This is a genomic window from Bradyrhizobium sp. Leo170 (assembly GCF_004296405.1).
Classification (GTDB): Bacteria; Pseudomonadota; Alphaproteobacteria; order Rhizobiales; family Xanthobacteraceae; genus Bradyrhizobium.
The window spans coordinates 1-22,019 of record NZ_PSRR01000078.1 but is presented as its reverse complement, the minus strand read 5'-3'; the positions used below and the strand labels follow the sequence as shown (position 1 = coordinate 22,019).

Here is a 22,019-nt window from a genome sequence, read left to right as displayed (position 1 = left end):
CCAACTTGTAATCGTTCTAAATCCCAGCTTCGTGTTGGTCGCAGCGCTTGACCGTTTCGCGCCCGGCTGAAAAACACGTGTGATGAGCGAACAAACCGATATCCGAACATCTCAGCCGTTGGGACTGGCCAAGCGGGGATATTCGGGCGTGATCCAGCATCTGGCCGTAGCTGAGGCAGCTTCAGCGCTCGCCGGCCACGAACTCGAGAGCCGGTTGATCGAGCTCGGTTTCGTCGAGGGCGCCCGGGTCGAGGTGCTGCACGAGGGGATCGTTGGACGCGACCCGATCGCGGTCAGGGTCGAGAACGTTACGATCGCCCTGCGCCGGCGCGAGGCCATGGCGATCATCGTCGCCTGATGGAGCGAGCGGTAACGCGATGGAAGCCCCACTGCTGCATCTCGCGCTGGTTGGCACGCCCAACAGCGGCAAGACCTCGCTTTTCAATGCGCTGACGGGCAGCCGCCAGAAGGTCGCGAACTATCCGGGCGTGACCGTCGAGCGCAAGGAAGGGTTTTTCGTCACCCCCGCCGGACGGCAGGTTTCGCTGGTGGACCTGCCCGGCACCTATTCGCTGCGCGGGCGCAGCCCGGACGAGGAAATCACCCGCGACATGGTGCTCGGCCGCACCCCTGGCGAGGCCGTGCCCGACCTCATCCTCTGTGTCGCGGACGCGACCAACCTGCGGCTGACGATCCGCCTGCTGCTGGAGCTGAAGAACACCGGCCGGCCGATGATGCTGGTGCTCAACATGTTCGACATTGCGGCCCGCCGCGGTGTGAGCGTGGACGTGCCGAAATTGTCCGAGGCGCTCGGCGTGCCCGTCGTGACGTCGATCGCAGTTCGCAAAGGCGGGATCGCGGAACTGTTGCGTCGAACCGACGAGATCGCGGCGCAAGAGCAATCACCCGTCGGGCCGAATCGATGGCAGCCCCTCACCGCCTCCCAGTTGCGCGCCACCCAGCGCGAGGCCGACCGCATCATCGCCTCCGCCGTCTCGCTACCGGCCAAGCCCGACACCTGGACCGCCCGGATCGACGCGGTGGTGCTGCATCCGGTGGCGGGACTTTTCATCCTCGCGCTGATCCTGTTCCTGATGTTCCAGGCCGTGTTCGCCTGGGCACAGCCGCTGATGGAGCTGTTGTCCTCGGCCTTCGACGCGCTCGGCCAGTTCGTGCATGACACGCTGCCGGAAGGGCTGCTGCAGAGCTTCCTGCAGAACGGCGTCATCTCCGGCGTCGGCAGCGTCATCGTGTTCCTGCCGCAGATCATCATCATCTTCCTGTTCATCCTGCTGCTGGAAGATTTCGGCTACATGGCCCGCGCGGCGTTCCTGATGGACCGCATCATGGGCGGCGCCGGCCTGCACGGCCGCGCCTTCATTCCGCTGCTGTCGAGCTTTGCGTGCGCGATCCCCGGCATCATGGCGACGCGCGTGATCGACAACCGGCGCGACCGCCTGACAACCATCCTGATCGCGCCGCTGATGACGTGTTCGGCACGCATTCCCGTGTACACGCTGATCATCTCGGCGTTCATTCCGGACCGCGATGTGTGGGGCTGGTTCAACCTGCGTGGCCTCGTCCTGTTCGGCCTCTATGCGGCTGGAATCACCAGCGCGCTCGGCGTCTCGTTCCTGGTCAAATTCTTCATGCTGCGCGATTACGCCCCTGCGCCGTTCATGCTGGAATTGCCCGACTACAAACTGCCGCGGCTGAAGAGCATCGCCATCGGCGTCTACACGCGGGCGAAGATGTTCCTGCAGCGGGCCGGCACGACGATCTTCTCGATGATGGTGCTGATCTGGTTCCTGGCATCATTCCCGACCGCGCCGACCGGTGCCCAAGATCCCGCCATCGACTACAGCCTCGCCGCGATCATCGGCAAGGCGATCGAGCCACTGCTGGCGCCGCTCGGTTTCAACTGGCAGATCGCGGTGGCGCTGATCCCCGGCATGGCCGCCCGCGAGGTCGCGGTGGCAGCGCTTGGCACCGTCTACGCCATCGAAGGTGGCAAGGAAGCCGCCGACCAGATCGGCCATGTGCTCGCCACCAAATGGAGCCTCGCCACCGCTTTGTCGTTGCTTGTGTGGTACATCTTCGCCCCACAATGCGCCTCGACGCTCGCGGTGATCCGCCGCGAGACCGGCGGCTGGCGATGGATGGCGGTCACCTTCTTCTACATGCTCACACTGGCGTATCTGGCGAGCTTTGCGACCTACAATATCGCGGTCGCATTGGGGGCAGGCTAAACCCCAAAACTATGGGTTGCTCTTGCACGGCATCTTGATGGTCGCGCGAAGGCCCGATCGGCCGGTCCCGTTGACGTTTTCGAACGCGATCGAGCCACCGCAACGATCGATGATCCGTTTCACGATCGATAATCCAAGCCCGGATCCCTCCCCCGTCGGCCGCTCACCTCGAAAGAACGGCTCGAATATCCGGTCGAGATCGCTCGGTGGAATCCCCGGCCCGGTGTCCTCGATCTGCAGGACCGCCATCTCGCCTTCACGATAGACCCCAAGGTCGACGCTTCCGCCATCGGGCGTGAACTTGACCGCGTTTTCGACGAGATTGCGCACGGCCGAGGCAAGCGACAGCGCATCACCGCTGACCGCAACAGTCTCGGCCATCCTAAAGCCCAAATCTATGTCTCGCGCGGCGGCTTCCGGCAGAAGATCGGCGACGACTTCCTTCGCTATCTCGTCGAGAGAGACGGTCTCCCAAACCGTGGCTTGCACGGCATCCTGGCGCGCAAGTGCCAAGAGTTGCTCGAGCAGATGCTTGGTTCGCCGCATGCCGCTCTTCAACGCGTTGAGACGCTCGCGCGCCTGGGGCGGCATTTCGCGCGGATCCAGATTTTCGGCCTGAAGGCTCAGCGCCGTAATCGGCGTCCGGAGTTCGTGGGCCGCGTCTGCGATAAACCGCCGCTGTTGCTCCATCATGCCGCGCATGCGATCCAACAATCCGTTAATCGACACGAGAAACGGATGTAACTCGCTCGGCATTCCCGCCGCCTTCAATTCATGGATGTCGTCGCCCCTTCTCGCATCGAGATCATGAGCCAGCTTGACCATCGGTCGGAACGAACTTGCGATCACCAATGCTGTCACCAGCAGAAGACATGGAACCAGCGCGACAATCGGCAGCAATGTCCGCAACGCCATGTCGTCTGCGATCTCGGTGCGGATCTCCGTGCGCTGCGTCACCGCGAATCGGCTGCCGTCGGCGCGCGTGCGCAGCAACAGGCGAATCGGCTGCCCTCTATATACGCCGTTGTGCAATCCGTCCGGCAGCGTCCAGAGATTACGGTCGTCGGCCGAGCCGCGCGGCGACGTTCCCAGTTCGATGACCGCAACCTCGGCCTCCGCGTCGACACCGTTGACGGGCTGGCTTTCCCTGACCGAAGCGTTCAGCGCGAACGTGCCGACCTGGATCAGGACCGAGTCCTGCATTTCGATGGCTTCGCTGTAGGCCCATAGATAAGCGAAGGTGCCTCCGATCACTCCCGTCAGCACGATAATCGCCGTGAGGCCGACGAACAGACGTGCGCGCAACGATTTCAGCATGTAGGACGATCCACCATCCACCCAACGCCGCGAACGTTCCTGATCGCAATGGCACCCAGCTTCTTGCGCACCGCGTGAATAAGGAATTCGACAGCATTGCTTTCGACTTCCTCGGTCCAGCCGTAGATCTGGCGCTCGAGTTCGCTGCGGGACAGGATCGCACCAGGCCGCATCAGCAGCGCCTGAACCAGAGCGAATTCGCGTGCGCTCAGTACCGCTTGCTCACCCAAGAAGGTCGCCTCGCGCGTGGCTGGATCAAGCCAAAGCCGGCCGTTGGTGAGAACCGGCGGCGTACCGCTGCCTTCGCGCCGCAGTACAGCGCGCATGCGCGCCAGCAATTCCCCGATCTCGAATGGCTTGACCAAGTAGTCGTCGGCACCAAGGTCGAGACCAGCCACGCGATCGCTCAAGGCGTCGCGCGCCGTCAGTACGATGATCGGAAGGCGCGCGTGTTCCGCGCGGACTCGTTTTAGAACATCGAGGCCATCGACGAGGGGCAGGCCAAGATCGAGCAGCGCGATATCGTAGGTCTCGCTGTGGATCGCCTCGATGGCGAGATCGCCGTTCCTGACCCAATCGACGGCGTAGGCGGCATCCTTCAGCGCCTCCAGAACGGCCGCGCCGATCATTTTGTCGTCTTCGACCAGCAGCACTCGCATGACAGTCGGCACCCGCTATGGAGCCGGCGGACCGGCATCGTTCGCGGCTGCGCCGGGAGTCTCGGCCGTCGCAATGCCAGTGGCCAGCGAGCAGGCTACGGTCCGTGAACGGGACATCATCTTCCCTCTGGTTCTCCTGTCGGGTCTGGGCCTCCGCGGGAAGCATGACAGCTCCGACTTAGCCGATACTTAGCTCTACTCCCGTTCATCCTTCGGCACGATCGCGCCCCTAAGTCGGAGCTAAGTTGGGACAGGCACGCTCCATTCGAAATTCGGCAACACCGCAAGACATCCCCGATTGGAGTTCCGCAAAGTGTCCTATCCTGAACGCACTGGCGCGCCGATGCTGAACAAGGTCCCTGGAGTCACGCTAATCTTCTGGGTGATCAAGATCATGTCAACGACAGTCGGCGAGACGGGCGCGGACTACCTTGCCGTGCATGTGGGTCTCGGGGCCACCGTAACCGGGCTCCTGATGGCTAGCTTCCTCATCGTGGCGTTGATCGCGCAGTTGCGCATGCAGCGCTACATACCCTGGATATACTGGCTGACAGTGGTGCTGGTCAGCGTCGTCGGCACCCAGATCACCGATGCATTGACGGACAGGCTGGAGATAAGCCTTTACGTCAGCACGGCGGTCTTCGCCCTCATCCTCGCCGCCATATTCGCCGTCTGGTACGCCGTGGAGCGGACGCTGTCGATCCAAACCATCGTGACCACGCGCCGCGAGCTTTTCTACTGGGCTGCGATTCTGTCCACTTTCGCGCTCGGGACAGCGGCGGGCGATCTTGCGACGGAAGCCCTGGGCCTCGGGTTCAACGTCGGCGTCGTGGCGTTCGCGGCTCTGATCGCATCGATCGCGGCGTCCTATGCCCTCGGCACCAACGCCGTGCTGACGTTCTGGCTGGCGTACATCCTGACACGTCCACTGGGCGCGTCGTTCGGAGACCTGCTGTCGCAGGCACGCGAATATGGCGGTCTCGGCTTCGGCACGATCCACACCAGCCTCGTCTTCCTCGCGGTGATCGTGGCTCTGGTTGCCTGGATTTCCTTCGAAGACGGCCGCACCCACAAGGCCGCAGCCTACCTTGGCGAATGAGATCGACCAAGGTCCGTGCCAGTTAACCATGGAGAGCATGATGAAAAGGAAGATTCTTACCCTCGCCGCCGGGCTTCTTGCGGTCGTTGCCGCTCAGTCGGTCCCCAACGCCAATGGAGGCGTGTCCTTGTGGCCACGCGCCGAAGCCGCCGCGTCGAAGCTCGGAGACCTGAGCCCGTTCCGCAGCATTGTCATCGACGTCGCCGCCCTGGTCGACGAGCGCGATTTTCCGGGCGCGAAGGCGCGGATCAAGGACCTCGAGACAAAGTGGGATGAGGTGGAGGCCGGATTGAAACCCCGGGCCGCCGCCGATTGGCACACGGTCGACAAGGCTATCGATCGCGCGCTCGAAGCCGTCCGCGAAAGCACTCCCGATGCCGCCAAATGCAAGAAGGCCCTCGCCGAGCTGCTGGCTGTGATGGATTCGATGAAGGCCTAGAGGCCTAGAAGTGCCTCCATTCGATCCCCTCAATCTCCGGAGTGAAGAGCCTATGGAATTCATCAACGAGAACGGCGGCGTCGACGACGCCGGCAAGGTGCCAGCCATTTCGTTGGGCTTTTGGATCGTCAAGATCTTGGCCACGACGCTGGGCGAAACCGGCGGCGATGCCGTGACGATGTCGATGGGTCTCGGCTATCTGGTTGGTACGGCGATTTTCGCCATCATCTTTGCCGTGGTGGTCGCCGCCCAGATCGCAGCGAAGCGATTCCATCCGTTCCTGTATTGGACGGTCATCATCGCAACGACCACCGTCGGCACGACGCTGGCAGACTTCGTGGACCGGTCACTCGGGATCGGCTATCTCGGCGGCTCCTCCCTGCTCGCGGCACTGCTCGTCGCATCGCTCGCGGTCTGGCATCGAACGATGGGGTCGGTCTCGATTGCATCGATCGACAACAAGGCGGCGGAAGCCTTCTATTGGGTCACGATCCTGTTTTCGCAAACGCTCGGAACGGCGCTCGGAGACTGGATGGCCGACTCGACCGGGCTTGGCTATCGCGGCGGAGCCCTGGTCTTCGCAGCAGGCATCGCCATCGTCGCTGGCGCATACCTTTGGACCAATCTATCCAGGACGCTTCTCTTCTGGGTCGCCTTCGTGCTGACCCGGCCTCTTGGAGCGACCGTGGGCGATTTCCTGGACAAGCCCCTCGATCACGGCGGCTTGGCTCTCAGCCGATATGCGGCTTCAGGCGCCCTCGCAGCCGCCATCGCGGCGCTGGTTTTTCTCCTGCCGCAGCGAGCGGACCAGCGAGCCTGACGCGATTCGTCATGAGCGCCCCTCGCTCTTGGTGACGCCGCCGCGGAACCCTGTCGCGAGCACGTAACGTTCGGAGGAATCCTGGCGGCTGGCGGCGGGTTTCACGTGACGCACGGTTGCGAAGTCGCGCTTCAATTGCGCCAATAGCTCCGCATCGGCGCCGCTCTGAAAGACTTTTGCGAGGAACGCGCCGCCGGGGCTGAGCACGTCGCAGGCGAAGGCCGCGGCGGTCTCGACGAGGCCGACGATGCGGAGCTGGTCGGTCTTGCGGTGCCCGGTGGTGTTGGCGGCCATGTCGGACATTACGAAGTCGGCGCGGCCGCCCATCATCGCGATCAGTTTGTCCGGCGCGTCATGGTCGAGGAAATCGAGCTGCGCGAAGGTGACGCCGGGGATCTCGCCCATTTCCAACAGGTCGATTGCGATCACCTTGCCCTTGCCGTCGACAGCGCCGACGCGCTTGGCCGCGACCTGGCTCCAGCCGCCGGGCGCGGCGCCCAGGTCGACGACGGTCATGCCCGGCTTGAGCAGCCGATATTTGTCGTCGATCTCGGTCAGCTTGAGGGCCGCGCGCGAGCGGTAGCCCTGCGCCTTGGCCTTCGCGACATAGGGATCGTTGAGTTGCCGCTCCAGCCACAGCTTCGAGGACAATTTCCGCTTGCCGCCGCTCTTGACCGTGACGTGGAGCCGGCCGGTCGAATCTTTCGCCATAAAGTATCTCTGGATTATGATCCGATCAATTTGATCGGATCATAATCTCCCTCTCTTTTGTTGGAGCATGATCTTATCGGAAAACCGGTTCCCACTTTTCCGGATCATGCTCGCTACGGCACGTGCAGGCACGCCTTCAGCGCGCCGTCCTCGCGCATCATCTCGACCAGCATGCCCTCGCGCAGGCCGCGATCGGCGACCCTGAGCCGCGGCAGCGGGAATGCGTTCCTGACGGCATCGAGGATCGCGCAGCCCGCAAGCACGAGGTCGGCGCGCTCGATGCTGATGCAGCTATTGTTGATGCGCTCCTCATAGCTCATGCCGAGCAGCTTTTGAATCGTCGCGGTCACGTCGGCGTCGTTCATCCAGATGCCGTCGATGCGGCGGCGATCGTAGCGCGGCAGGTTGAGGAATACGCCGGCCAGCGTCGTCACCGTGCCTGATGTGCCCAGCAGATGCATGTCGCGCAAATCCGTGCCGTGCTCGGCCGCGAACGGGGCGACATATTGCGCGACCTCGGCGACCATCCGCAAATACAACTCTTTTGTGACATCGCGACCGCCGAATTGCTCGGCAAGGCTGACCACGCCGAACGGGATCGACATCCAGGACTTGATCCAGGGCGCTGCATCCGGCCTTGCCGGATCGCGCTCGATCCGCACCAATTCGGTCGAGCCGCCGCCGATGTCGAACAGGATCGCGCCGCGGCCCCTTCGGTCGAGCAGCGGCGAGCAGCCGATCACGGCCAGCGTCGCCTCGGTCTCGCGGTCGATCACCTCGAGCTTGATGCCGGTCTCCGCGGCGACGCGGGCGCGGAAACTGTCGGCATTGGCGGCGGCACGGCAGGCCTCGGTCGCTATCAGCCGCAGCCGGCGGGCCCTGCGGTACCGGATCTTGTCGCTGCAGATCGAGAGCGCGGCGATCGCGCGTTCGATCGCGGCGTCGCTGATGGAACCGGTCGCCGAAATGCCCTCGCCAAGCCGGATGATTCGCGAAAAGGAGTCGACCACGCGGAACCCGTCCCCGGTGGGACAGGCGATCAGGAGCCTGCAGTTGTTGGTGCCAAGGTCGAGCGCGGCGTAAACGCCGCTTTCGACGGCCGCCGTAGCCAACCCTGACGGGCTCTCGCGGGCCGCAAGGCCGACGCAAGGCCGCGTGTCATCCTTCATCAACACTGTCTTTCCGCCGGCGCAGGCGCCCGCCGAAGAATTTCCTTCACGGAAACTTTAGCAGCGCCAAAGGCCTACGCAACAAATCATCACACGGGACATGCCTAATCGGGCGTTGTCGCTGAACTCACCCTACGTTATCTGGTCGAAACACTGCGAAATTGCTCCAAATCGCGGCATTTCAGGTTATTTACCATGCAAGATCACACATCTCCCGCCGCCCTCGAAAACGCCATCGCACTGCAAAAATACGGTGTCGGGCAACCGGTCCGCCGCAAGGAGGACGACACGCTGGTGCGCGGCAAGGGCAAATACACCGACGATTTCTCCCTGCCCGGCCAGGCCTATTGCTGGATGGTGCGCTCCTCCCACGCCCACGGCGTCATCAAGGGGATCGACACCTCGGCGGCCCGGGCGATGCCGGGCGTGCTCGGGGTGTGGACCGGGGTCGACCTCGCGGCCGCCAACTACAACCCCTTCACCTGTGGCATGCCGCTGAAAAGCCGGGATGGCTCCCCACTGCTGCAGACCAACCGCCTGCCGCTGCCGACCGACAAGGTCCGCTTCGTCGGCGACCCCGTCGCCTTCGTGGTGGCGGAAACGGCGGCGCAGGCGCGCGATGCGGCCGAAGCCGTCGAGCTCGATATCGAATCGCTGCCGGCGGTGACGGATGCCGCCGAGGCCGCCGAGCCCGGCGCGCCGCAGCTCTACGACCACATCCCGAACAATGTCGCGCTCGACTACCACTATGGCGACACCGACAAGATCAATGCCGCCTTCGCCGGCGCCGCGCATGTGACCAAGCTTGACATCGTCAACACCCGCGTCGCTGTGGTCTCGATGGAGCCGCGCGTGGCGCTTGCGGCCTACGACAAGACGACCGAGCGCTATACGCTGCAGGTGCCGACGCAGGGCGTTTCCGGCAACAAGGCGACCCTGGCAAAAATCCTCAACGTGCCGGCGGAGAAGGTGCGGATCCTTACCGCCAATGTCGGCGGCTCCTTCGGCATGAAGAACCTCAACTATCCCGAATATACCTGCATCGCGCATGCGGCGAAGGCGCTCGGGCGTCCCGTGAAATGGACCGACGAGCGCTCGACCAGCTTCCTGTCGGACAGCCAGGGTCGCGCCCAGCTCATTCACGCCGAGCTCGCGCTCGATGCCGATGGCAGGTTCCTGGCGGTGCGGCTTTCCGGCTATGGCAATCTCGGCGCCTACATCACCGGCGTCGCGCCCGGGCCGCTGTCGCTCAACACCGGCAAGAACCTCGCAAGCGTCTATCGCACGCCGCTGCTCGGCGTCGACATCAAGACAGTGCTGACCAACACCACGCTGATGGGCGCCTATCGCGGCGCCGGCCGGCCCGAGGCCAATTACTATATGGAGCGGCTGATCGATAAGGCCGCCGACGAGATGGGCATCAACCGGCTCACTTTACGGAAGCGCAATTTCATCAAGCCGTCACAACTGCCCTTCCCGGCCGCGTCCGGCGTCACCTATGACAGCGGCGATTTCCAGGGTGTGTTCGAGAAGGCGCTGGAGATTTCGGACTATGAGAATTTCGGCAAGCGCAAGCGGGAGAGCAAGAAGGACGGCAAGTTGCGCGGCATCGCGGTCGGTTCCTATCTCGAGGTCACCGCGCCGCCGAGCGGCGAACTCGGCAAGATCACGTTCGATCCGGACGGATCGGTGACGCTCACCACCGGCACGCTCGACTACGGCCAGGGCCACGCGACGCCATTCGCGCAGGTGCTGTCCGACCAGCTCGGCGTGCCCTTCAACAAGATCAAGCTGGAACAGGGCGACAGCGATCTGGTGCGGTTCGGCAACGGCACCGGCGGCTCGCGCTCGATCACCGCGACCGGCCAGGCCATCGTCGAGGCTTCCGCGCTCGTCATCGAGAAGGGTAAGAAAGCGGCCGGGCATGTGATGGAAGCCTCCGAAGCCGACATCGAATTCGCCGATGGCCGCTTCACCATCGCCGGCACCGATCGCTCGATCGGCATCATGGAGCTCGCGCAGCGGATGCGCGAGGGCCAGATTGCCGAGGGCGGGCCTGATACGCTTGACGTCGACCACGCCACCAAGGAGACGCCGTCGACCTTCCCCAATGGCTGCCATGTCGCGGAGGTCGAGATCGACCCGGACACCGGCGTTATCAGGATCGTGCGCTACACCGGCGTCAACGACTTCGGCACCATCGTCAATCCGATGATCGTCGCGGGACAGTTGCACGGCGGGGTCGCACAGGGCATCGGCCAGGCGCTGATGGAAGAGGTCAACTACGATGCCTCCGGCCAGCCGATCACCGGCTCGTTCATGGACTATGCGCTGCCGCGCGCCGAGGACATTCCGCCCATGGCAGTCGGCGATCACCCCTCGCCGGCAAAGTCGAATCCGCTCGGCACCAAAGGCTGCGGCGAAGCGGGATGCGCCGGCAGCCTCGCGACGGTGGTGAATGCGGTGGTCGATGCGCTGTCGGAATACGGCATCAAGCACATCAACATGCCGTTGACGCCGGAAAAAGTGTGGCGCGCAATCCAGGACGCGAAGAAGGCGAAGGCGGCGTAGGCCGCCCGCCGAGGAGAGGCGAAGGGAGCTCGTAGCCCGGGTGGAGCGCAGCGCAACCCGGGACTTCTGCACCAGCGTTGGCGAGCGGCCCCGGGTTACGCTGCGCTCCACCCGGGCTACGGATCTCCCGTAGAGAGAGGCGAAGAGGCTACGCCGCGGCTTGCTCGCGTGGCTGGTAGATCGCGATGTGCCAGCAATGCGCGAGCGGCGTGGTGCCGTTGGCGACCACGATCGCGTCGAGTTCGACGAAGCGGTGGCCCTTCTTGTCGTAATTGGCGGTGACGCGCGCGGGGGCCGTCAGCTCGTCGCCGGTCTTCGCGGCCGAGAGGAGCTGCATCCGGCTGCCGACGTGAATCCAGGGGCCGAGGATGGCGTTGTCGACGAGCAACTTGTTCATCACTTTCTGCAGCATGCCGGGATGGCCGAGATTTTCGCGCGTGTAGATCGTGTCCGTCTCCCTGATATCGGCGAGATATCCCGTCGCGGCGTCCCCGGCCCAGACGTACGGGCGGGTGCCGAGCCATTTGCCGACTTCGTAGGATGATGCGTTCACCGGCTTGCGCTCGGCGACCGCGGGGACCTCGGTGTAATCCTTGATCGAAACAGCGGGCGCCGCAGTCGGTAGCGACGCGCTGCCGGTGGCGCAAAGCTCTCCGCGGCTGAACACCTCGATCGCCAGCGCGCCGTCGCGCTCCTCGCCCCTCACCTTGGCCTGTTCGCCGTCATAGACCGGCTTAACGAAACGCGCGTCGATCAGGCCGCGATCGAGGAAATCGCGGCCCCATTTCGCAACCGGCAGGTGCATCATATAGGCCATCACGTCGACGCCGGGGACCAACCCGCCCGAGAAGCCGTACCGCCGCGCTACCGTGTCGTCATGGATCTTGTTCTCGGACTCTTTCGAGGTGTTATAGGCCGAGACGCGGTGGGTTTGAGGATTGCTCATGGGGTTCCCCTTATTTCAGTTATTTTCTGACAGGATCGTACGCCATCAACCGTCCGTGGCAAGCCTGCGGGCGGCCTCGCAATTTTCCGCCCGATGGGTTACATGCGGCCCACGAATGAACCGCCAAGCCGTGATGCCAACTGAAAACCCCACCCGCATCTATGTCGATGCCGACGCCTGTCCGGTGAAGGACGAGATCTATCGTGTCGCGCTCCGCCACGGGCTGCCCGTCAGCGTGGTCGCGGGCAATTTCATCCGTGTGCCGCAGGACCCGCTGATCGAACGCGTCGCCGCCGGTTCCGGCATGGATGCTGCTGATAACTGGATCGCCGAGCGCGCCGGAGATGGCGACATCGTCATCACCGCCGACATTCCGCTGGCAAGCCGCTGCGTGAAGGCGGGCGCGGACGTGATTGCTCCGAACGGCAAACCGTTCACGGAGCAATCGATCGGCATGACGCTGGCGATGCGCAATTTGATGACCGACCTGCGCTCGTCGGGCGAGGTCACCGGCGGGCCACGATCATTCTCGCCGCGCGACCGCTCGGCATTCCTCTCGGCGCTCGACACCGCGATCCGCCGCATCCAGCGCCGCCGCGCTGAACAGACCGCAACGGGACAAGGTTGATGGCGCCTCCTCTCATCCAGCTCAAGGACATCAGGCTGACGTTCGGCGGCACGCCGCTATTGACTGATGTCGAGCTGTCGGTCTCGGCCGAAGAGCGCGTGTGCCTGATCGGACGCAACGGCTCCGGCAAATCGACGCTGCTCAAGATCGCGGCCGGACTTGTCGAGCCTGACGCCGGCAGCCGTTTCGTGCAGCCGGGCGCGACCATCCGCTATCTGCCGCAGGAGCCAGATTTTGGCGATCACGCCACCACGCTCGCCTATGTGGAAGCCGGGCTCGGGCCGGGCGATGACCATTATCAGGCGCGTTATCTGATCGAGCAGCTCGGACTGCACGGCGACGAAGATCCCGCCCATCTCTCCGGCGGCGAAGCACGCCGCGCGGCGCTGGCGCGGGTGCTGGCGCCCTCGCCCGACATCCTGCTGCTGGACGAGCCGACCAACCACCTCGATCTGCCGACCATCGAATGGCTGGAGAGCGAATTGCAGAGCCGGCGCAGCGCGCTGGTCCTGATCAGCCACGACCGCCGCTTCCTCACGAATCTGTCGCGCGCGACCGCCTGGCTCGACCGCGGCGAAATCCGGCAGATCGACCGCGGCTTCGGTGCGTTCGAAGCCTGGCGCGACGAGGTGCTGGCGGAAGAAGAGCGCGATCAGCACAAGCTCGACCGCAAGATCGTCAACGAGGAGCACTGGCTGCGCTACGGCGTCTCGGGACGGCGCAAGCGCAACGTCAAGCGGCTTGCCAATCTGCATGCGCTGCGTTCGCAGCGGCGGAATTATCGCGGCACTGCGGGCAGCGCCAATCTCGCTGCTGCGGAGGCAGAGAAATCCGGACGGCTGGTGATCGAGGCGAAGAACATCGCCAAGGCATTCGGTGACCGCAGGATCGTGGAGGATTTCTCGATCCGCATCCAGCGCGGCGACCGCATCGGCGTGGTCGGCCCGAACGGCGCCGGCAAGACCACGCTGGTCAACCTGTTGACCGGCGCGGAAGCGCCCGATGCCGGCAGCGTGCGGCTCGGCGTCAACCTGGAAATGGCGACGCTGGACCAGCATCGCGAAAGCCTCGACCCGAAATCGACGCTGTCGGAAGCCCTGACCGGCGGCCGTGGCGACCATGTGATGGTCGGCGGCAAGCCGAAACATGTTGTCAGCTACATGAAGGATTTCCTGTTCTCGCAGGAGCAGATCCGCACGCCGCTGGAGGTGCTGTCTGGTGGCGAGCGCGGCCGGCTGATGCTGGCGCGCGCGCTTGCAAAACCCTCGAACCTCCTGGTGCTGGACGAACCGACCAACGACCTCGATCTCGACACCCTCGACGTGCTCGAGGAGATGCTCGGCGATTACGAGGGCACGGTGATCCTGATCAGCCACGATCGCGATTTCCTCGATCGCGTGGTGACGTCGGTGATCGTGCCCGAGGGCGACGGACGCTGGACCGAATATGCGGGCGGCTACACCGACATGCTGGCGCAGCGCGGCGCGGATTTGAAGCGCGAGGCGGTGAAGACGGCGGTTGTCGAGGAGAAAAAGGAAGCGAAGACTGCGGCGCCGACGGCCGCACCAAAAAGGCGGCTGAGTTTCAACGAAAAGCACGCGCTGGAGACGCTGCCGAAGACGATCGAGAGATTGCACGCGGAGATCGCAAAGCACCAGAAGCGGCTTGACGATCCGAACCTCTACGCGAAGGATCGCAAGACATTCGACGACGCCTCCGCCGCGATCGCCAAGGCGCAGCAGGAGCTTTCCGCAGCGGAAGACCGTTGGCTCGAGCTCGAAGTCTTGCGCGAAGAAATTGAACAGGCATAATCCATGACCTCTCCCCTCGCCGCAAAGATCGCCCGTGAATATGGCACGCCCTGCGCCGTGATCGACATGGACCGCGTCGAGCGCAACATCGCGCGCATCCAGGCGGCGTGCGATGCCGCGGGCGTGGCGCATCGTCCGCACATCAAGACGCACAAGAACCCGATGCTGGCGCAGATGCAGATCGCGGCCGGCGCCAAGGGCATCACCTGCCAGAAGCTCGGCGAGGCCGAGATCATGGCGGATGCCGGGATCTCCGACATCCTGATCAGCTACAATTTGCTCGGCGACGAGAAAATGGCGCGGCTCGGCGCGCTGCAGGGCAAGGCAAACATCACCGTGGCGGCCGACAATTCGGTTGTTGTCGCCGACCTCCCGAAGGCCGCGGCTGCCTCGGGCCGCACGCTGTCAGTCGTGGTCGAATGCGACACCGGACGCAAGCGCGCCGGCGTCGAGACGCCGACTGAGGCGGTCGCGTTGGCGCGGGAGATCGCCGGCAGCAAGGGGCTGCAATTTGCCGGCTTCATGCTGTATCCGACCGAAACCGGCTGGGCGGATGCGCAGAAGTTCTTCGACGAGGCGCTGGCCGGCGTGCGCGCGCACGGCCTTGACGCGGCCATCGTGTCCACCGGCGGCACGCCGAACCTGAAGAATCTCGGCAAGCTGAAAGGTGCGACCGAGCATCGCTTCGGCACCTACATCTACAACGACCGCATGCAGGTCGCCGCCGGCGTCGCCACCTGGGACGACTGCGCGCTGCACATCTATTCGACGGTGGTGACCCGCGCCGCACCCGAGCGCGGCATCCTCGATGCCGGCTCGAAGACGCTGACCACGGACACCGGCGGGCTCGAAGGCCACGGGCTGATCCTCGAACATCCCGAGGCCAAGATCGCGCGCTTTGCCGAGGAGCACGGCTTTCTCGATCTCTCCCGCAGCAACACCCGTCCCAATGTCGGCGACGTCGTCCGCATCGTGCCCAATCACGTCTGCGTCGTCGTCAACATGATGGACGAGGTAGTGATGGTGCGCGGCGAGGAGATCATCGGCACGTTGCCGGTCGCCGCGCGCGGCAAGCTGCGCTAGCTGAATCTTTGCCTGAATCTGTCAGGATACGCTGGTCGACCTCAACTCACGAACCAGCACTCCGCGTGTCTGCGACGAAAAGCCGATGGAGAACATCCGGTCGACTGCAGCGCCTATATGGCAGAGGCGCTGTCTAGTTCACGCGCTAATCTGGCGCATGTACAACGCTAGCTTGCAGGCATAAATTGCTACGACTGCGTAGCGCCCTACTGCAAAATGCTTTTCATTAGGGAGGAATTGACCGTGGCCATCATCAGGAAAGTGAAGACAGCTCGGGGCACGGAAGATAGAGACATCACACAGCCAACTCTTTCCTACCCCGACACCGACCTTCCGAGAGTGATCGTTGAGGTGTGGAACAACCGTGGACACATATTGGACCGGGACCCCCCCGACAGCAACATTCCGACGAAACAGGCCGTGGCTGAGGCTACAGAACTGATTAATCGAGAAACCGGCATGGCACTGAGGCGTGCCGTCATCATCACCGAAGAAGAGCACGATAATCACTATGCCATGCAAGACGATGACGAAATCGTCTTTGTGCTGCCGAACCTAAGCCGGATAATCAAAGGCTCAAGCCAACATCAGCTTCTCGAATCGGCCAAGCTGCTGATGGCCTGCACGCCGAATGGGATTTAGGCGTCGGCCCTGATGAGCTACCCGAACGCCCGCATTGTAGGCGGGCGCTCGTTTTTCTCTCTCAATCGAGCAAAGTGGCTCGTGCTAATCGACAAGCATTCGTAGCATCGCGGCCAGCGCTACATTTCAGCGCTGACTGATCCACAGGGCTTGAAGGTTTGAAGCGAGTGCCCGTGCAAGCACCCTTCATGTTTCTGGGCGTAGGCAAGCACGCCCATGACAATCAAAGCCACCACGACCAATCCGGCTACGAGGTTCTGCACCATGGCTGCCACTCCAGCTCAACTCATGACCAAGGCGACCAGCGCGATCGTGCCCCGGCGCGATCGTGGGATCAACGCCGGGGCGCGCTTCCTCTCCGCCGACCGGGGCTGGGGGCTGAGTGGTCAGCGAGAGGTCGCGCTGCCAAGGAGAGCACAACCGTCGAACTGATGGCAGTTAAAACTGTGCCGCGCTGCGCAAGAAATCTGGACGTCGTACAGCGCCTTCGGCTGCGATTGCGAGGCTATGTGCAACTAGCGTGGGCTAGCTCTTCGAGAGCGTCGTAATAAAGATCAGAGCCAGAAGGACCACGACGAACCACGCGGGCCGCCTCAAGGGTCCGCGAACCGGCGATCTCACGGTTATGAGCCCGCGAGTTACCCCTGCTCCAGCCCGCATTGATTTGGAGCCGGCTGCCGGAGTTGGACCAACAACCGCCCACCTACAATGCGGGCACTCTACCTGTTGAGGTAAGCCGACTGAAAACTAGGGTGTGTACTCACAATCCGAGACGCCCCCGGATCGGGACACATTGCGGTACTGAAGCGACGGTGTTGTTTAAGCGGGACGAAAGAGGTATACAATTCTCGGTAGTATTTTCAAAAAGACGCTCGTTCAGCAATCATCCCGAAGACATACTCATGAAGAGATTGCTCGCTGCAGCCAGGCAACCAGTTGTTGCCGCGGTCGGATTGATATTTTTCATATGTACCATTTGGGGGCTGGTTGTATTCTTGCGTGCAGACAGGCTCAACAACTGGCTCACTCTCAAACAGATCACCGAGAGGGTGACGATAGATTTGCCCCGCGGAACACCACTTTCACATAGCCATCCGTGAAGCGTTAGCCTTGTAGTTAGCCTTGTAGGGTGGGCAAAGCGTAGCGTGCCCACCATTCACGATCGGTGCAAGAGAAGGTGGGGCACGCTTCGCTTTGCCTACCCTACGCGTCGAGCCATCTCAACGCTCCCTTCCCCGCGGCGACGCCGGTCGCAAACGACGCCTGCAATAGAAAGCCACCAGTGGGAGCTTCCCAGTCGAGCATCTCGCCGGCGGCAAAGACGCCGGGCAAGCGGCGAAGCATGAAGTTGGCGTCGAGTTCGTCGAATGCGATGCCGCCGGCGGTGGAGATCGCGCGGGCGATCGGTGCTGTGCCGGCAAGACGCAACGGCACGGCGTTGACGAGGCGAGCGAGATCGGCGGGAGACTGCGACGGCAGAGACAAGCCTGAGGTTTTTGCCGCTTCCTGCAACAGGCCGATGGCGATGGGCGCGAGATTCAGAGCTTTGCGCAGGAAGTTCGAGAAGGATTGCTTGCCTTTCGGCATCGATAGCTTCGTGGTGAGCTCGTCGATCCCGAGATCAGGCCGCAAAGCGATATGGAGCGTTGCCTCGCCGTCGTGGAGAATCGCCTCGCGCAAATCGGCCGATAGCGCATAGATGGCGCCGCCCTCGATGCCAGTGCGGGTAACGATCGCTTCGCCGCGCAGTTGCTGCCCGCCAAAACTCAGCGCGACGCCTTTGAGCGGCTGGCCCTCGAAGCGATCGCGGAAGATATCCGACCAGGCAACAGTGAAGCCGGAATTGGCCGGCCGCAGGGGCGAGATCCTCACGCCTCTCGCCGCGAGCACATCCACCCATGATCCGTCAGATCCGAGTCGCGGCCAGCTCGCGCCGCCGAGCGCCAGGATGGTGGCGCGGGCTTCAACGGCGCGCGCTCCTTCCGGCGTTTGAAACAGCAGGCGGCCGTCATTGTCCCATCCGGTCCAGCGATGCCGTAGCAAGAGCCGCACGCCGGCGCCGTCGAGCCGGCGCAGCCAGGCGCGCAGCAGCGGCGAGGCCTTGAACGCTTTCGGGAAGACTCGGCCGCTGGAACCGACGAAGGTCGGCTGACCCAGCGCCTCGCACCAGTCGCGCAACGCTTGCGGCGGGAACGTTTCGATGGCGGCCTTAAGATGCGGCATCGCCTCGCGATAGCGCGCCAGGAACTTGGGCAGCGGCTCGCTGTGGGTGAGATTGAGGCCGCCGCGTCCGGCCATCAGGAATTTGCGGCCGGCCGACGGCATCGCATCGTAGATGGTGACCTGCGCGCCGGCCTGCGCCAGCACCTCGGCCGCCATCAGGCCGGCGGGACCGGCGCCGACGACGGCGATGTTTGCTTGGTCTGCAGGCATGGCGTGAGTTTAGAACTCGTCATTCCGGGGCGCTCGCGTCAGCGAGCGAACCCGGAATCTCAAGGTTCCGGGTTCGATGCTGCGCATCGCCCCGGAACGACGGCCTAAAGCTTGATCCCTGCTCTGGCCGCCGCCTGGGCGACGTACTTCTGCGTCTGCTCGAATGCGCCCTGCAACGCCCTGGCCTTCGACATGTCGCTGATCTCAGCGAAATGCGCGGCGATGGCATCGGGCGTCCATTCGGAGGGTGGCAGGTTGATGCCCTCGGTCTCCAGGATCTTGATCACCGCAAACGAGCCGGCGCCGGCGCCCATGATGGTGCGGGTCGGCGCATCCTCGCTCAGCATATATTCTACCGCCGGTGTGATCGCTTCGGGCTTCATCAGCGCGAGCGCCTGCGGCGGCAACAGCTCTTCGGTCATGCGGGTCGCGGCCGTCGGCGAGATGGTGTTGACGCGGATGTTGTTCTTGCGGCCCTCCTCGGCGAGCACGTTCATCAGTCCGACCATGCCGGCTTTGGCTGCGCCGTAATTGGCCTGGCCGAAATTGCCGTAGAGGCCCGAGGACGAGGTCGTCAGCACGATGCGGCCGTAATTGCGGTCGCGCATGCCGGCCCACGCCGCCTTGCAACAGTAGAAGGTGCCAACGAGATGGACGTCCAGCACCTTCTGGAAATCGGCGACTTCGAGCTTGCCGAACGACTTGTCGCGCAGGATGCCGGCATTGGCGCAAAGCAGGTCGACGCTGCCCCACTCCTTGGTCGCGCGCTCGATCATCGCCGTGACTTGCTCGAAATTCGAGACGTCGGCGCCATCGGCCATCGCGGTGCCGCCGGCTTTCCGGATTTCCTCGACCACGGTCTCCGCCGGCGACAGCGAGGCGCCGGTGCCGTCGCGCGCGCCGCCGAAACGTTGACGACGACCTTGGCGCCGCGGCTCGCGAGCCCCAGCGCGTGCGCCCGTCCGAGACCATTGCCGGCGCCGGTGACGATGGCGACGCGTCCGTCAAACCTGATTGTCATGAAGTGTGTTCCCGGTTTGTCATGCCCGGGCTTGACCCGGGCATCCATCAAAAATCAGAGCGTTTTGAGCAGCGATGGATGGCCGGGTCAAGCCCGGCCATGACGGCCGGAGTTCTAGGCGAAGTAGATCAGGGCGAGCCAGTCGGCGACCAGCGCCGGCTTCTCTTCGCCCTCGATCTCGACGGTGACATTGGTGCGCGACGCCAGCTCGGTCGGCTTACGCAGCTTGGCCTCGGCAAGCACGAAGCGGCCGCGGACGCGCTTGCCGGAGCGCACCGGCGAGATGAAGCGCAGCTTGTCGAAACCGTAATTGACGCCCATCGTCGTGCCCTCGATGACGGGCATCACCTGATAGGACATGACGCTGAGCAGCGACATCGTCAGGAAACCGTGCGCGATCGTGGTACCGAACGCGGTCTCCTTGGCACGCTCGGGATCGACATGGATGAACTGGTGATCCTCGGTCACATCGGCATAGGTGTCGATCCGCTGCTGATCGATCAGGTGCCAGGCGGACACGCCGATCTCCTTGCCGATCATGCTCTGGTAGGTTTCCAGCGACACCGGCAGTTTCGTCCAGACTTCGTTCATTCGCTAATTCTCCGATTCCGGATTGCGCACCCGCTGCAGCTCCGGGAATTCTTCCTCGCGGAACTCTACACCGCGCAAACTGTCCTCGCGATTATCCTCATGTTCGAGCCGGCGCAACTGCACGCGGCGGATTTTTCCGGAGATGGTCTTGGGCAGCTCGGTGACCAGCTCGATCTTGCGGATGCGCTTGAACGGCGCGAGGCGCGTGTGCAGATGCCCAAAGATCGACAGCGCCGTCTCCGGCGTGCGCTCGACGCCTGCGGCCAGCAGCACATAGGCCTTCGGGATCGCGAGCCGAATTGGATCGGGGCTCGGCACGACGGCGGCTTCCGCGACCGCCTCATGCTCGAGCAGAACGCTCTCTAGTTCGAACGGGCTGATGCGGTAATCGGATGACTTGAACACGTCGTCGGTGCGGCCGACGAAGGTCAAATACCCCTCCTCGTCGCTGAACACGACATCGCCGCTGCGATAGATCGCGCCGTCGGCGCCCGAGAGCTTGCCGTCATCGCCCTGATAGCCCTGCATCAAGCCGGCGGGCCTGTCGGCACCGAGTACCAGTGAGACCTCGCCTTCCCGGGTCGGATTGCCGTCGAGATCGGTGATCTCGACGCGATAGCCGGGCAGCGGCCGGCCCATCGAGCCGATCTTGACCTTCTGGCCCGGCGAATTGCCGGCAAGCGCAGTGGTCTCGGTCTGCCCATAGCCGTCGCGAATGGTCAGGCCCCATGCCGCCTGCACCTGATCGATCACCTCAGGGTTGAGTGGCTCGCCGGCGCCGCAGACTTCGCGGAGCGACACCTTGAAGCTCGACAGCTTCTCCTGGATGAACAGGCGCCACACCGTCGGCGGCGCGCAGAGCGTAGTGACGCCGCAGCGGCCGATGGTTGAAAGCAGCGACTTGGCGTCGAAGCGCGGCTGGTTGACCACGAACACGGTCGCGCCGGCATTCCAGGGCGCGAAGAAGCAGCTCCAGGCGTGCTTGGCCCAGCCGGGCGAAGAGATATTGAGATGTACGTCGCCCGGCTGCAGGCCGATCCAGTACATGGTCGAGAGATGACCGACCGGATAGCTGCGCTGGCTGTGCCGCACCAGCTTTGGCTTGGCCGTGGTGCCCGAAGTGAAATAGAGCAGCATCGGATCGTCGGCCTTGGTCGGTCCGTCAGGCGTGAAGGTTTCCGACGCATCCGCCGCCCGCTCGAACGGCAGCCAGCCGTTTTGCTGCGACGTCGCGCCGACCACGATGCGCACGAGCTTGTCGCTGCCGAGATCGGCAAACTTCCCGACCTGATCCTGCGTTGCGATTACCGCCCTCGCCTTGCCGCGGTCGAGCCGGTCGCGCAATTCGTCTGACGTCAGCAGCGTGGTCGCAGGGATCACGACGACGCCGAGCTTCATCGCGGCCAGCATGGTCTCCCACAGCGGCACGACATTGCCGAGCAGAAGCAGCAGATGATCGCCGCGCTTCAATCCTTGCGCGCGCAGGAAATTCGCAACCTGATTGGAGCGGCGCGACAGCGTGGCGAAGGAGAGCTTCGTCTCACGGTCGCTGCCGGCATCGACGATCCACAACGCCGCGCGGTCGCGGCTGTCAGGATTTTGCGCGAGCTCCGCATCGAACCAGTCCAGCGTCCAGTTGAAGGGCACCGGATCGGGCCAGCGGAAGCTCTTTACCGCGGTCTCATAGTCTGTGCGGTGCTGAAGCAGAAACGCGCGCGTTTCCTGAAAGGTCGTCATCAGGTCATTCCCTCCGCGCCCTCGTGGTCGCTAGACCGTAGCCCGGATGGAGCGAAGCGCAATCCGGGGGCGGTCGCGCCAGTGGACGAATGG

19 protein-coding genes, 1 tRNA gene and 1 pseudogene are annotated in these 22,019 nt (G+C 63.7%); 11 read left to right on the top strand and 10 right to left on the bottom strand.

Going from position 1 to position 22,019, the window contains the following annotated elements; all coding sequences use genetic code 11:
- Positions 1-82 precede the first annotated feature (82 nt).
- Positions 83-358, top strand: a complete 276-nt coding sequence (locus tag CWO89_RS15890) for a FeoA family protein (protein WP_130226273.1) — start codon at positions 83-85, stop codon at positions 356-358.
- A gap of 19 nt (positions 359-377) precedes the next feature.
- Entirely contained in the window at positions 378-2,249 is a 1,872-nt protein-coding gene (gene feoB, locus CWO89_RS15885; protein WP_130579727.1) for a ferrous iron transporter B, read from the top strand.
- A gap of 9 nt (positions 2,250-2,258) precedes the next feature.
- On the opposite strand, the gene CWO89_RS15880 is transcribed toward feoB, so the two are convergent.
- Together CWO89_RS15880 and CWO89_RS15875 are read right to left on the bottom strand one after the other, a co-directional pair.
- The gene (locus CWO89_RS15880) at positions 2,259-3,566 is read right to left on the bottom strand and encodes a sensor histidine kinase (protein ID WP_130579726.1); all 1,308 of its coding nucleotides are present in this window, start codon (positions 3,564-3,566) and stop codon (positions 2,259-2,261) included.
- Entirely contained in the window at positions 3,560-4,225 is a 666-nt protein-coding gene (locus CWO89_RS15875) for a response regulator transcription factor (protein WP_130579725.1), read from the bottom strand. The genes CWO89_RS15880 and CWO89_RS15875 overlap by 7 nt, the downstream gene beginning before the upstream one ends.
- Before the next feature lie 343 nt (positions 4,226-4,568).
- Here CWO89_RS15875 and CWO89_RS15870 point away from each other — a divergent pair, with 343 nt between their 5' ends.
- The 3 genes from CWO89_RS15870 to CWO89_RS15860 are packed head-to-tail and all read left to right on the top strand — an operon-like array spanning position 4,569 to position 6,583.
- Complete coding sequence (locus CWO89_RS15870) at positions 4,569-5,324, top strand: COG4705 family protein (RefSeq protein ID WP_130579724.1); 756 nt, start codon at positions 4,569-4,571, stop codon at positions 5,322-5,324.
- A complete protein-coding gene (locus CWO89_RS15865) occupies positions 5,314-5,763 on the top strand; it encodes a hypothetical protein (RefSeq protein ID WP_245476320.1) in 450 nt (149 codons plus the stop codon). The genes CWO89_RS15870 and CWO89_RS15865 overlap by 11 nt, the downstream gene beginning before the upstream one ends.
- A gap of 52 nt (positions 5,764-5,815) precedes the next feature.
- Positions 5,816-6,583 carry a COG4705 family protein gene (locus CWO89_RS15860; protein WP_130579723.1) on the top strand — a complete coding sequence of 256 codons (768 nt, stop codon included), beginning with the start codon at positions 5,816-5,818 and terminating at the stop codon, positions 6,581-6,583.
- 9 nt (positions 6,584-6,592) lie between these two features.
- Here CWO89_RS15860 and CWO89_RS15855 read toward each other — a convergent pair whose 3' ends face one another.
- Both CWO89_RS15855 and CWO89_RS15850 read right to left on the bottom strand, forming a co-directional pair.
- Positions 6,593-7,294: an RlmE family RNA methyltransferase gene (locus CWO89_RS15855; RefSeq protein WP_130579722.1), complete on the bottom strand. Its 702-nt coding sequence runs from the start codon at positions 7,292-7,294 to the stop codon at positions 6,593-6,595.
- A gap of 113 nt (positions 7,295-7,407) precedes the next feature.
- Positions 7,408-8,463, bottom strand: a complete 1,056-nt coding sequence (locus tag CWO89_RS15850; RefSeq protein ID WP_130579721.1) for a Ppx/GppA phosphatase family protein — start codon at positions 8,461-8,463, stop codon at positions 7,408-7,410.
- A 195-nt stretch (positions 8,464-8,658) separates the two neighbouring features.
- On the opposite strand from CWO89_RS15850, the gene CWO89_RS15845 reads away from it, so the two are divergent.
- Positions 8,659-11,034 (top strand): xanthine dehydrogenase family protein molybdopterin-binding subunit, encoded by a 2,376-nt coding sequence (locus CWO89_RS15845; RefSeq protein ID WP_130579720.1) that lies wholly within the window; start codon positions 8,659-8,661, stop codon positions 11,032-11,034.
- A 148-nt stretch (positions 11,035-11,182) separates the two neighbouring features.
- Here the strand turns inward: CWO89_RS15845 and CWO89_RS15840 are convergent, their stop codons facing one another.
- Entirely contained in the window at positions 11,183-11,980 is a 798-nt protein-coding gene (locus CWO89_RS15840; RefSeq protein WP_130579719.1) for a hypothetical protein, read from the bottom strand.
- A gap of 115 nt (positions 11,981-12,095) precedes the next feature.
- On the opposite strand from CWO89_RS15840, the gene CWO89_RS15835 reads away from it, so the two are divergent.
- The 5 genes from CWO89_RS15835 (at position 12,096) to CWO89_RS45875 (ending at position 16,576) form a co-directional block, all read left to right on the top strand.
- Positions 12,096-12,608 (top strand): YaiI/YqxD family protein, encoded by a 513-nt coding sequence (locus CWO89_RS15835; protein WP_165421177.1) that lies wholly within the window; start codon positions 12,096-12,098, stop codon positions 12,606-12,608.
- Complete coding sequence (locus tag CWO89_RS15830; RefSeq protein WP_130579718.1) at positions 12,608-14,419, top strand: ABC-F family ATP-binding cassette domain-containing protein; 1,812 nt, start codon at positions 12,608-12,610, stop codon at positions 14,417-14,419. The genes CWO89_RS15835 and CWO89_RS15830 overlap by 1 nt, the downstream gene beginning before the upstream one ends.
- Before the next feature lie 3 nt (positions 14,420-14,422).
- Complete coding sequence (locus tag CWO89_RS15825) at positions 14,423-15,502, top strand: D-TA family PLP-dependent enzyme (protein ID WP_130579717.1); 1,080 nt, start codon at positions 14,423-14,425, stop codon at positions 15,500-15,502.
- A gap of 243 nt (positions 15,503-15,745) precedes the next feature.
- Complete coding sequence (locus tag CWO89_RS15820; RefSeq protein WP_130579716.1) at positions 15,746-16,144, top strand: hypothetical protein; 399 nt, start codon at positions 15,746-15,748, stop codon at positions 16,142-16,144.
- A 216-nt stretch (positions 16,145-16,360) separates the two neighbouring features.
- Entirely contained in the window at positions 16,361-16,576 is a 216-nt protein-coding gene (locus CWO89_RS45875) for a hypothetical protein (protein WP_165421176.1), read from the top strand.
- Between the two features lie 233 nt (positions 16,577-16,809).
- On the opposite strand, the gene CWO89_RS15815 is transcribed toward CWO89_RS45875, so the two are convergent.
- The 5 genes and pseudogenes from CWO89_RS15815 to CWO89_RS15795 form a co-directional block, all read right to left on the bottom strand.
- A tRNA-Thr gene (locus CWO89_RS15815) sits at positions 16,810-16,885 on the bottom strand.
- A 462-nt stretch (positions 16,886-17,347) separates the two neighbouring features.
- Positions 17,348-18,577 carry a BaiN/RdsA family NAD(P)/FAD-dependent oxidoreductase gene (locus tag CWO89_RS15810; RefSeq protein ID WP_130579715.1) on the bottom strand — a complete coding sequence of 410 codons (1,230 nt, stop codon included), beginning with the start codon at positions 18,575-18,577 and terminating at the stop codon, positions 17,348-17,350.
- Positions 18,578-18,681: 104 nt separating this feature from the next.
- Positions 18,682-19,598, bottom strand: a pseudogene (locus CWO89_RS15805) (SDR family NAD(P)-dependent oxidoreductase).
- 114 nt (positions 19,599-19,712) lie between these two features.
- Positions 19,713-20,189 (bottom strand): MaoC family dehydratase, encoded by a 477-nt coding sequence (locus CWO89_RS15800; protein ID WP_130579714.1) that lies wholly within the window; start codon positions 20,187-20,189, stop codon positions 19,713-19,715.
- 3 nt (positions 20,190-20,192) lie between these two features.
- Positions 20,193-21,926: an AMP-binding protein gene (locus CWO89_RS15795; protein WP_130579713.1), complete on the bottom strand. Its 1,734-nt coding sequence runs from the start codon at positions 21,924-21,926 to the stop codon at positions 20,193-20,195.
- Positions 21,927-22,019: the final 93 nt, after the last annotated feature.

Bases quoted from the DNA above. Each gene is read 5' to 3' on its own strand.
- CWO89_RS15835 (WP_165421177.1), top strand. From the start codon at position 12,096: ATGAACCGCCAAGCCGTGATGCCAACTGAAAACCCCACCCGCATCTAT.
- feoB (WP_130579727.1), top strand. From the start codon at position 378: ATGGAAGCCCCACTGCTGCATCTCGCGCTGGTTGGCACGCCCAACAGC.
- CWO89_RS15860 (WP_130579723.1), top strand. From the start codon at position 5,816: ATGGAATTCATCAACGAGAACGGCGGCGTCGACGACGCCGGCAAGGTG.
- CWO89_RS15890 (WP_130226273.1), top strand. From the start codon at position 83: ATGAGCGAACAAACCGATATCCGAACATCTCAGCCGTTGGGACTGGCC.
- CWO89_RS15880 (WP_130579726.1), bottom strand. From the start codon at position 3,566: ATGCTGAAATCGTTGCGCGCACGTCTGTTCGTCGGCCTCACGGCGATT.
- CWO89_RS15875 (WP_130579725.1), bottom strand. From the start codon at position 4,225: ATGCGAGTGCTGCTGGTCGAAGACGACAAAATGATCGGCGCGGCCGTT.
- CWO89_RS15825 (WP_130579717.1), top strand. From the start codon at position 14,423: ATGACCTCTCCCCTCGCCGCAAAGATCGCCCGTGAATATGGCACGCCC.
- CWO89_RS15810 (WP_130579715.1), bottom strand. From the start codon at position 18,577: ATGCCTGCAGACCAAGCAAACATCGCCGTCGTCGGCGCCGGTCCCGCC.
- CWO89_RS15850 (WP_130579721.1), bottom strand. From the start codon at position 8,463: ATGAAGGATGACACGCGGCCTTGCGTCGGCCTTGCGGCCCGCGAGAGC.
- CWO89_RS15855 (WP_130579722.1), bottom strand. From the start codon at position 7,294: ATGGCGAAAGATTCGACCGGCCGGCTCCACGTCACGGTCAAGAGCGGC.
- CWO89_RS15800 (WP_130579714.1), bottom strand. From the start codon at position 20,189: ATGAACGAAGTCTGGACGAAACTGCCGGTGTCGCTGGAAACCTACCAG.
- CWO89_RS15845 (WP_130579720.1), top strand. From the start codon at position 8,659: ATGCAAGATCACACATCTCCCGCCGCCCTCGAAAACGCCATCGCACTG.
- CWO89_RS15795 (WP_130579713.1), bottom strand. From the start codon at position 21,926: ATGACGACCTTTCAGGAAACGCGCGCGTTTCTGCTTCAGCACCGCACA.
- CWO89_RS45875 (WP_165421176.1), top strand. From the start codon at position 16,361: ATGACAATCAAAGCCACCACGACCAATCCGGCTACGAGGTTCTGCACC.
- CWO89_RS15870 (WP_130579724.1), top strand. From the start codon at position 4,569: ATGCTGAACAAGGTCCCTGGAGTCACGCTAATCTTCTGGGTGATCAAG.
- CWO89_RS15840 (WP_130579719.1), bottom strand. From the start codon at position 11,980: ATGAGCAATCCTCAAACCCACCGCGTCTCGGCCTATAACACCTCGAAA.
- CWO89_RS15830 (WP_130579718.1), top strand. From the start codon at position 12,608: ATGGCGCCTCCTCTCATCCAGCTCAAGGACATCAGGCTGACGTTCGGC.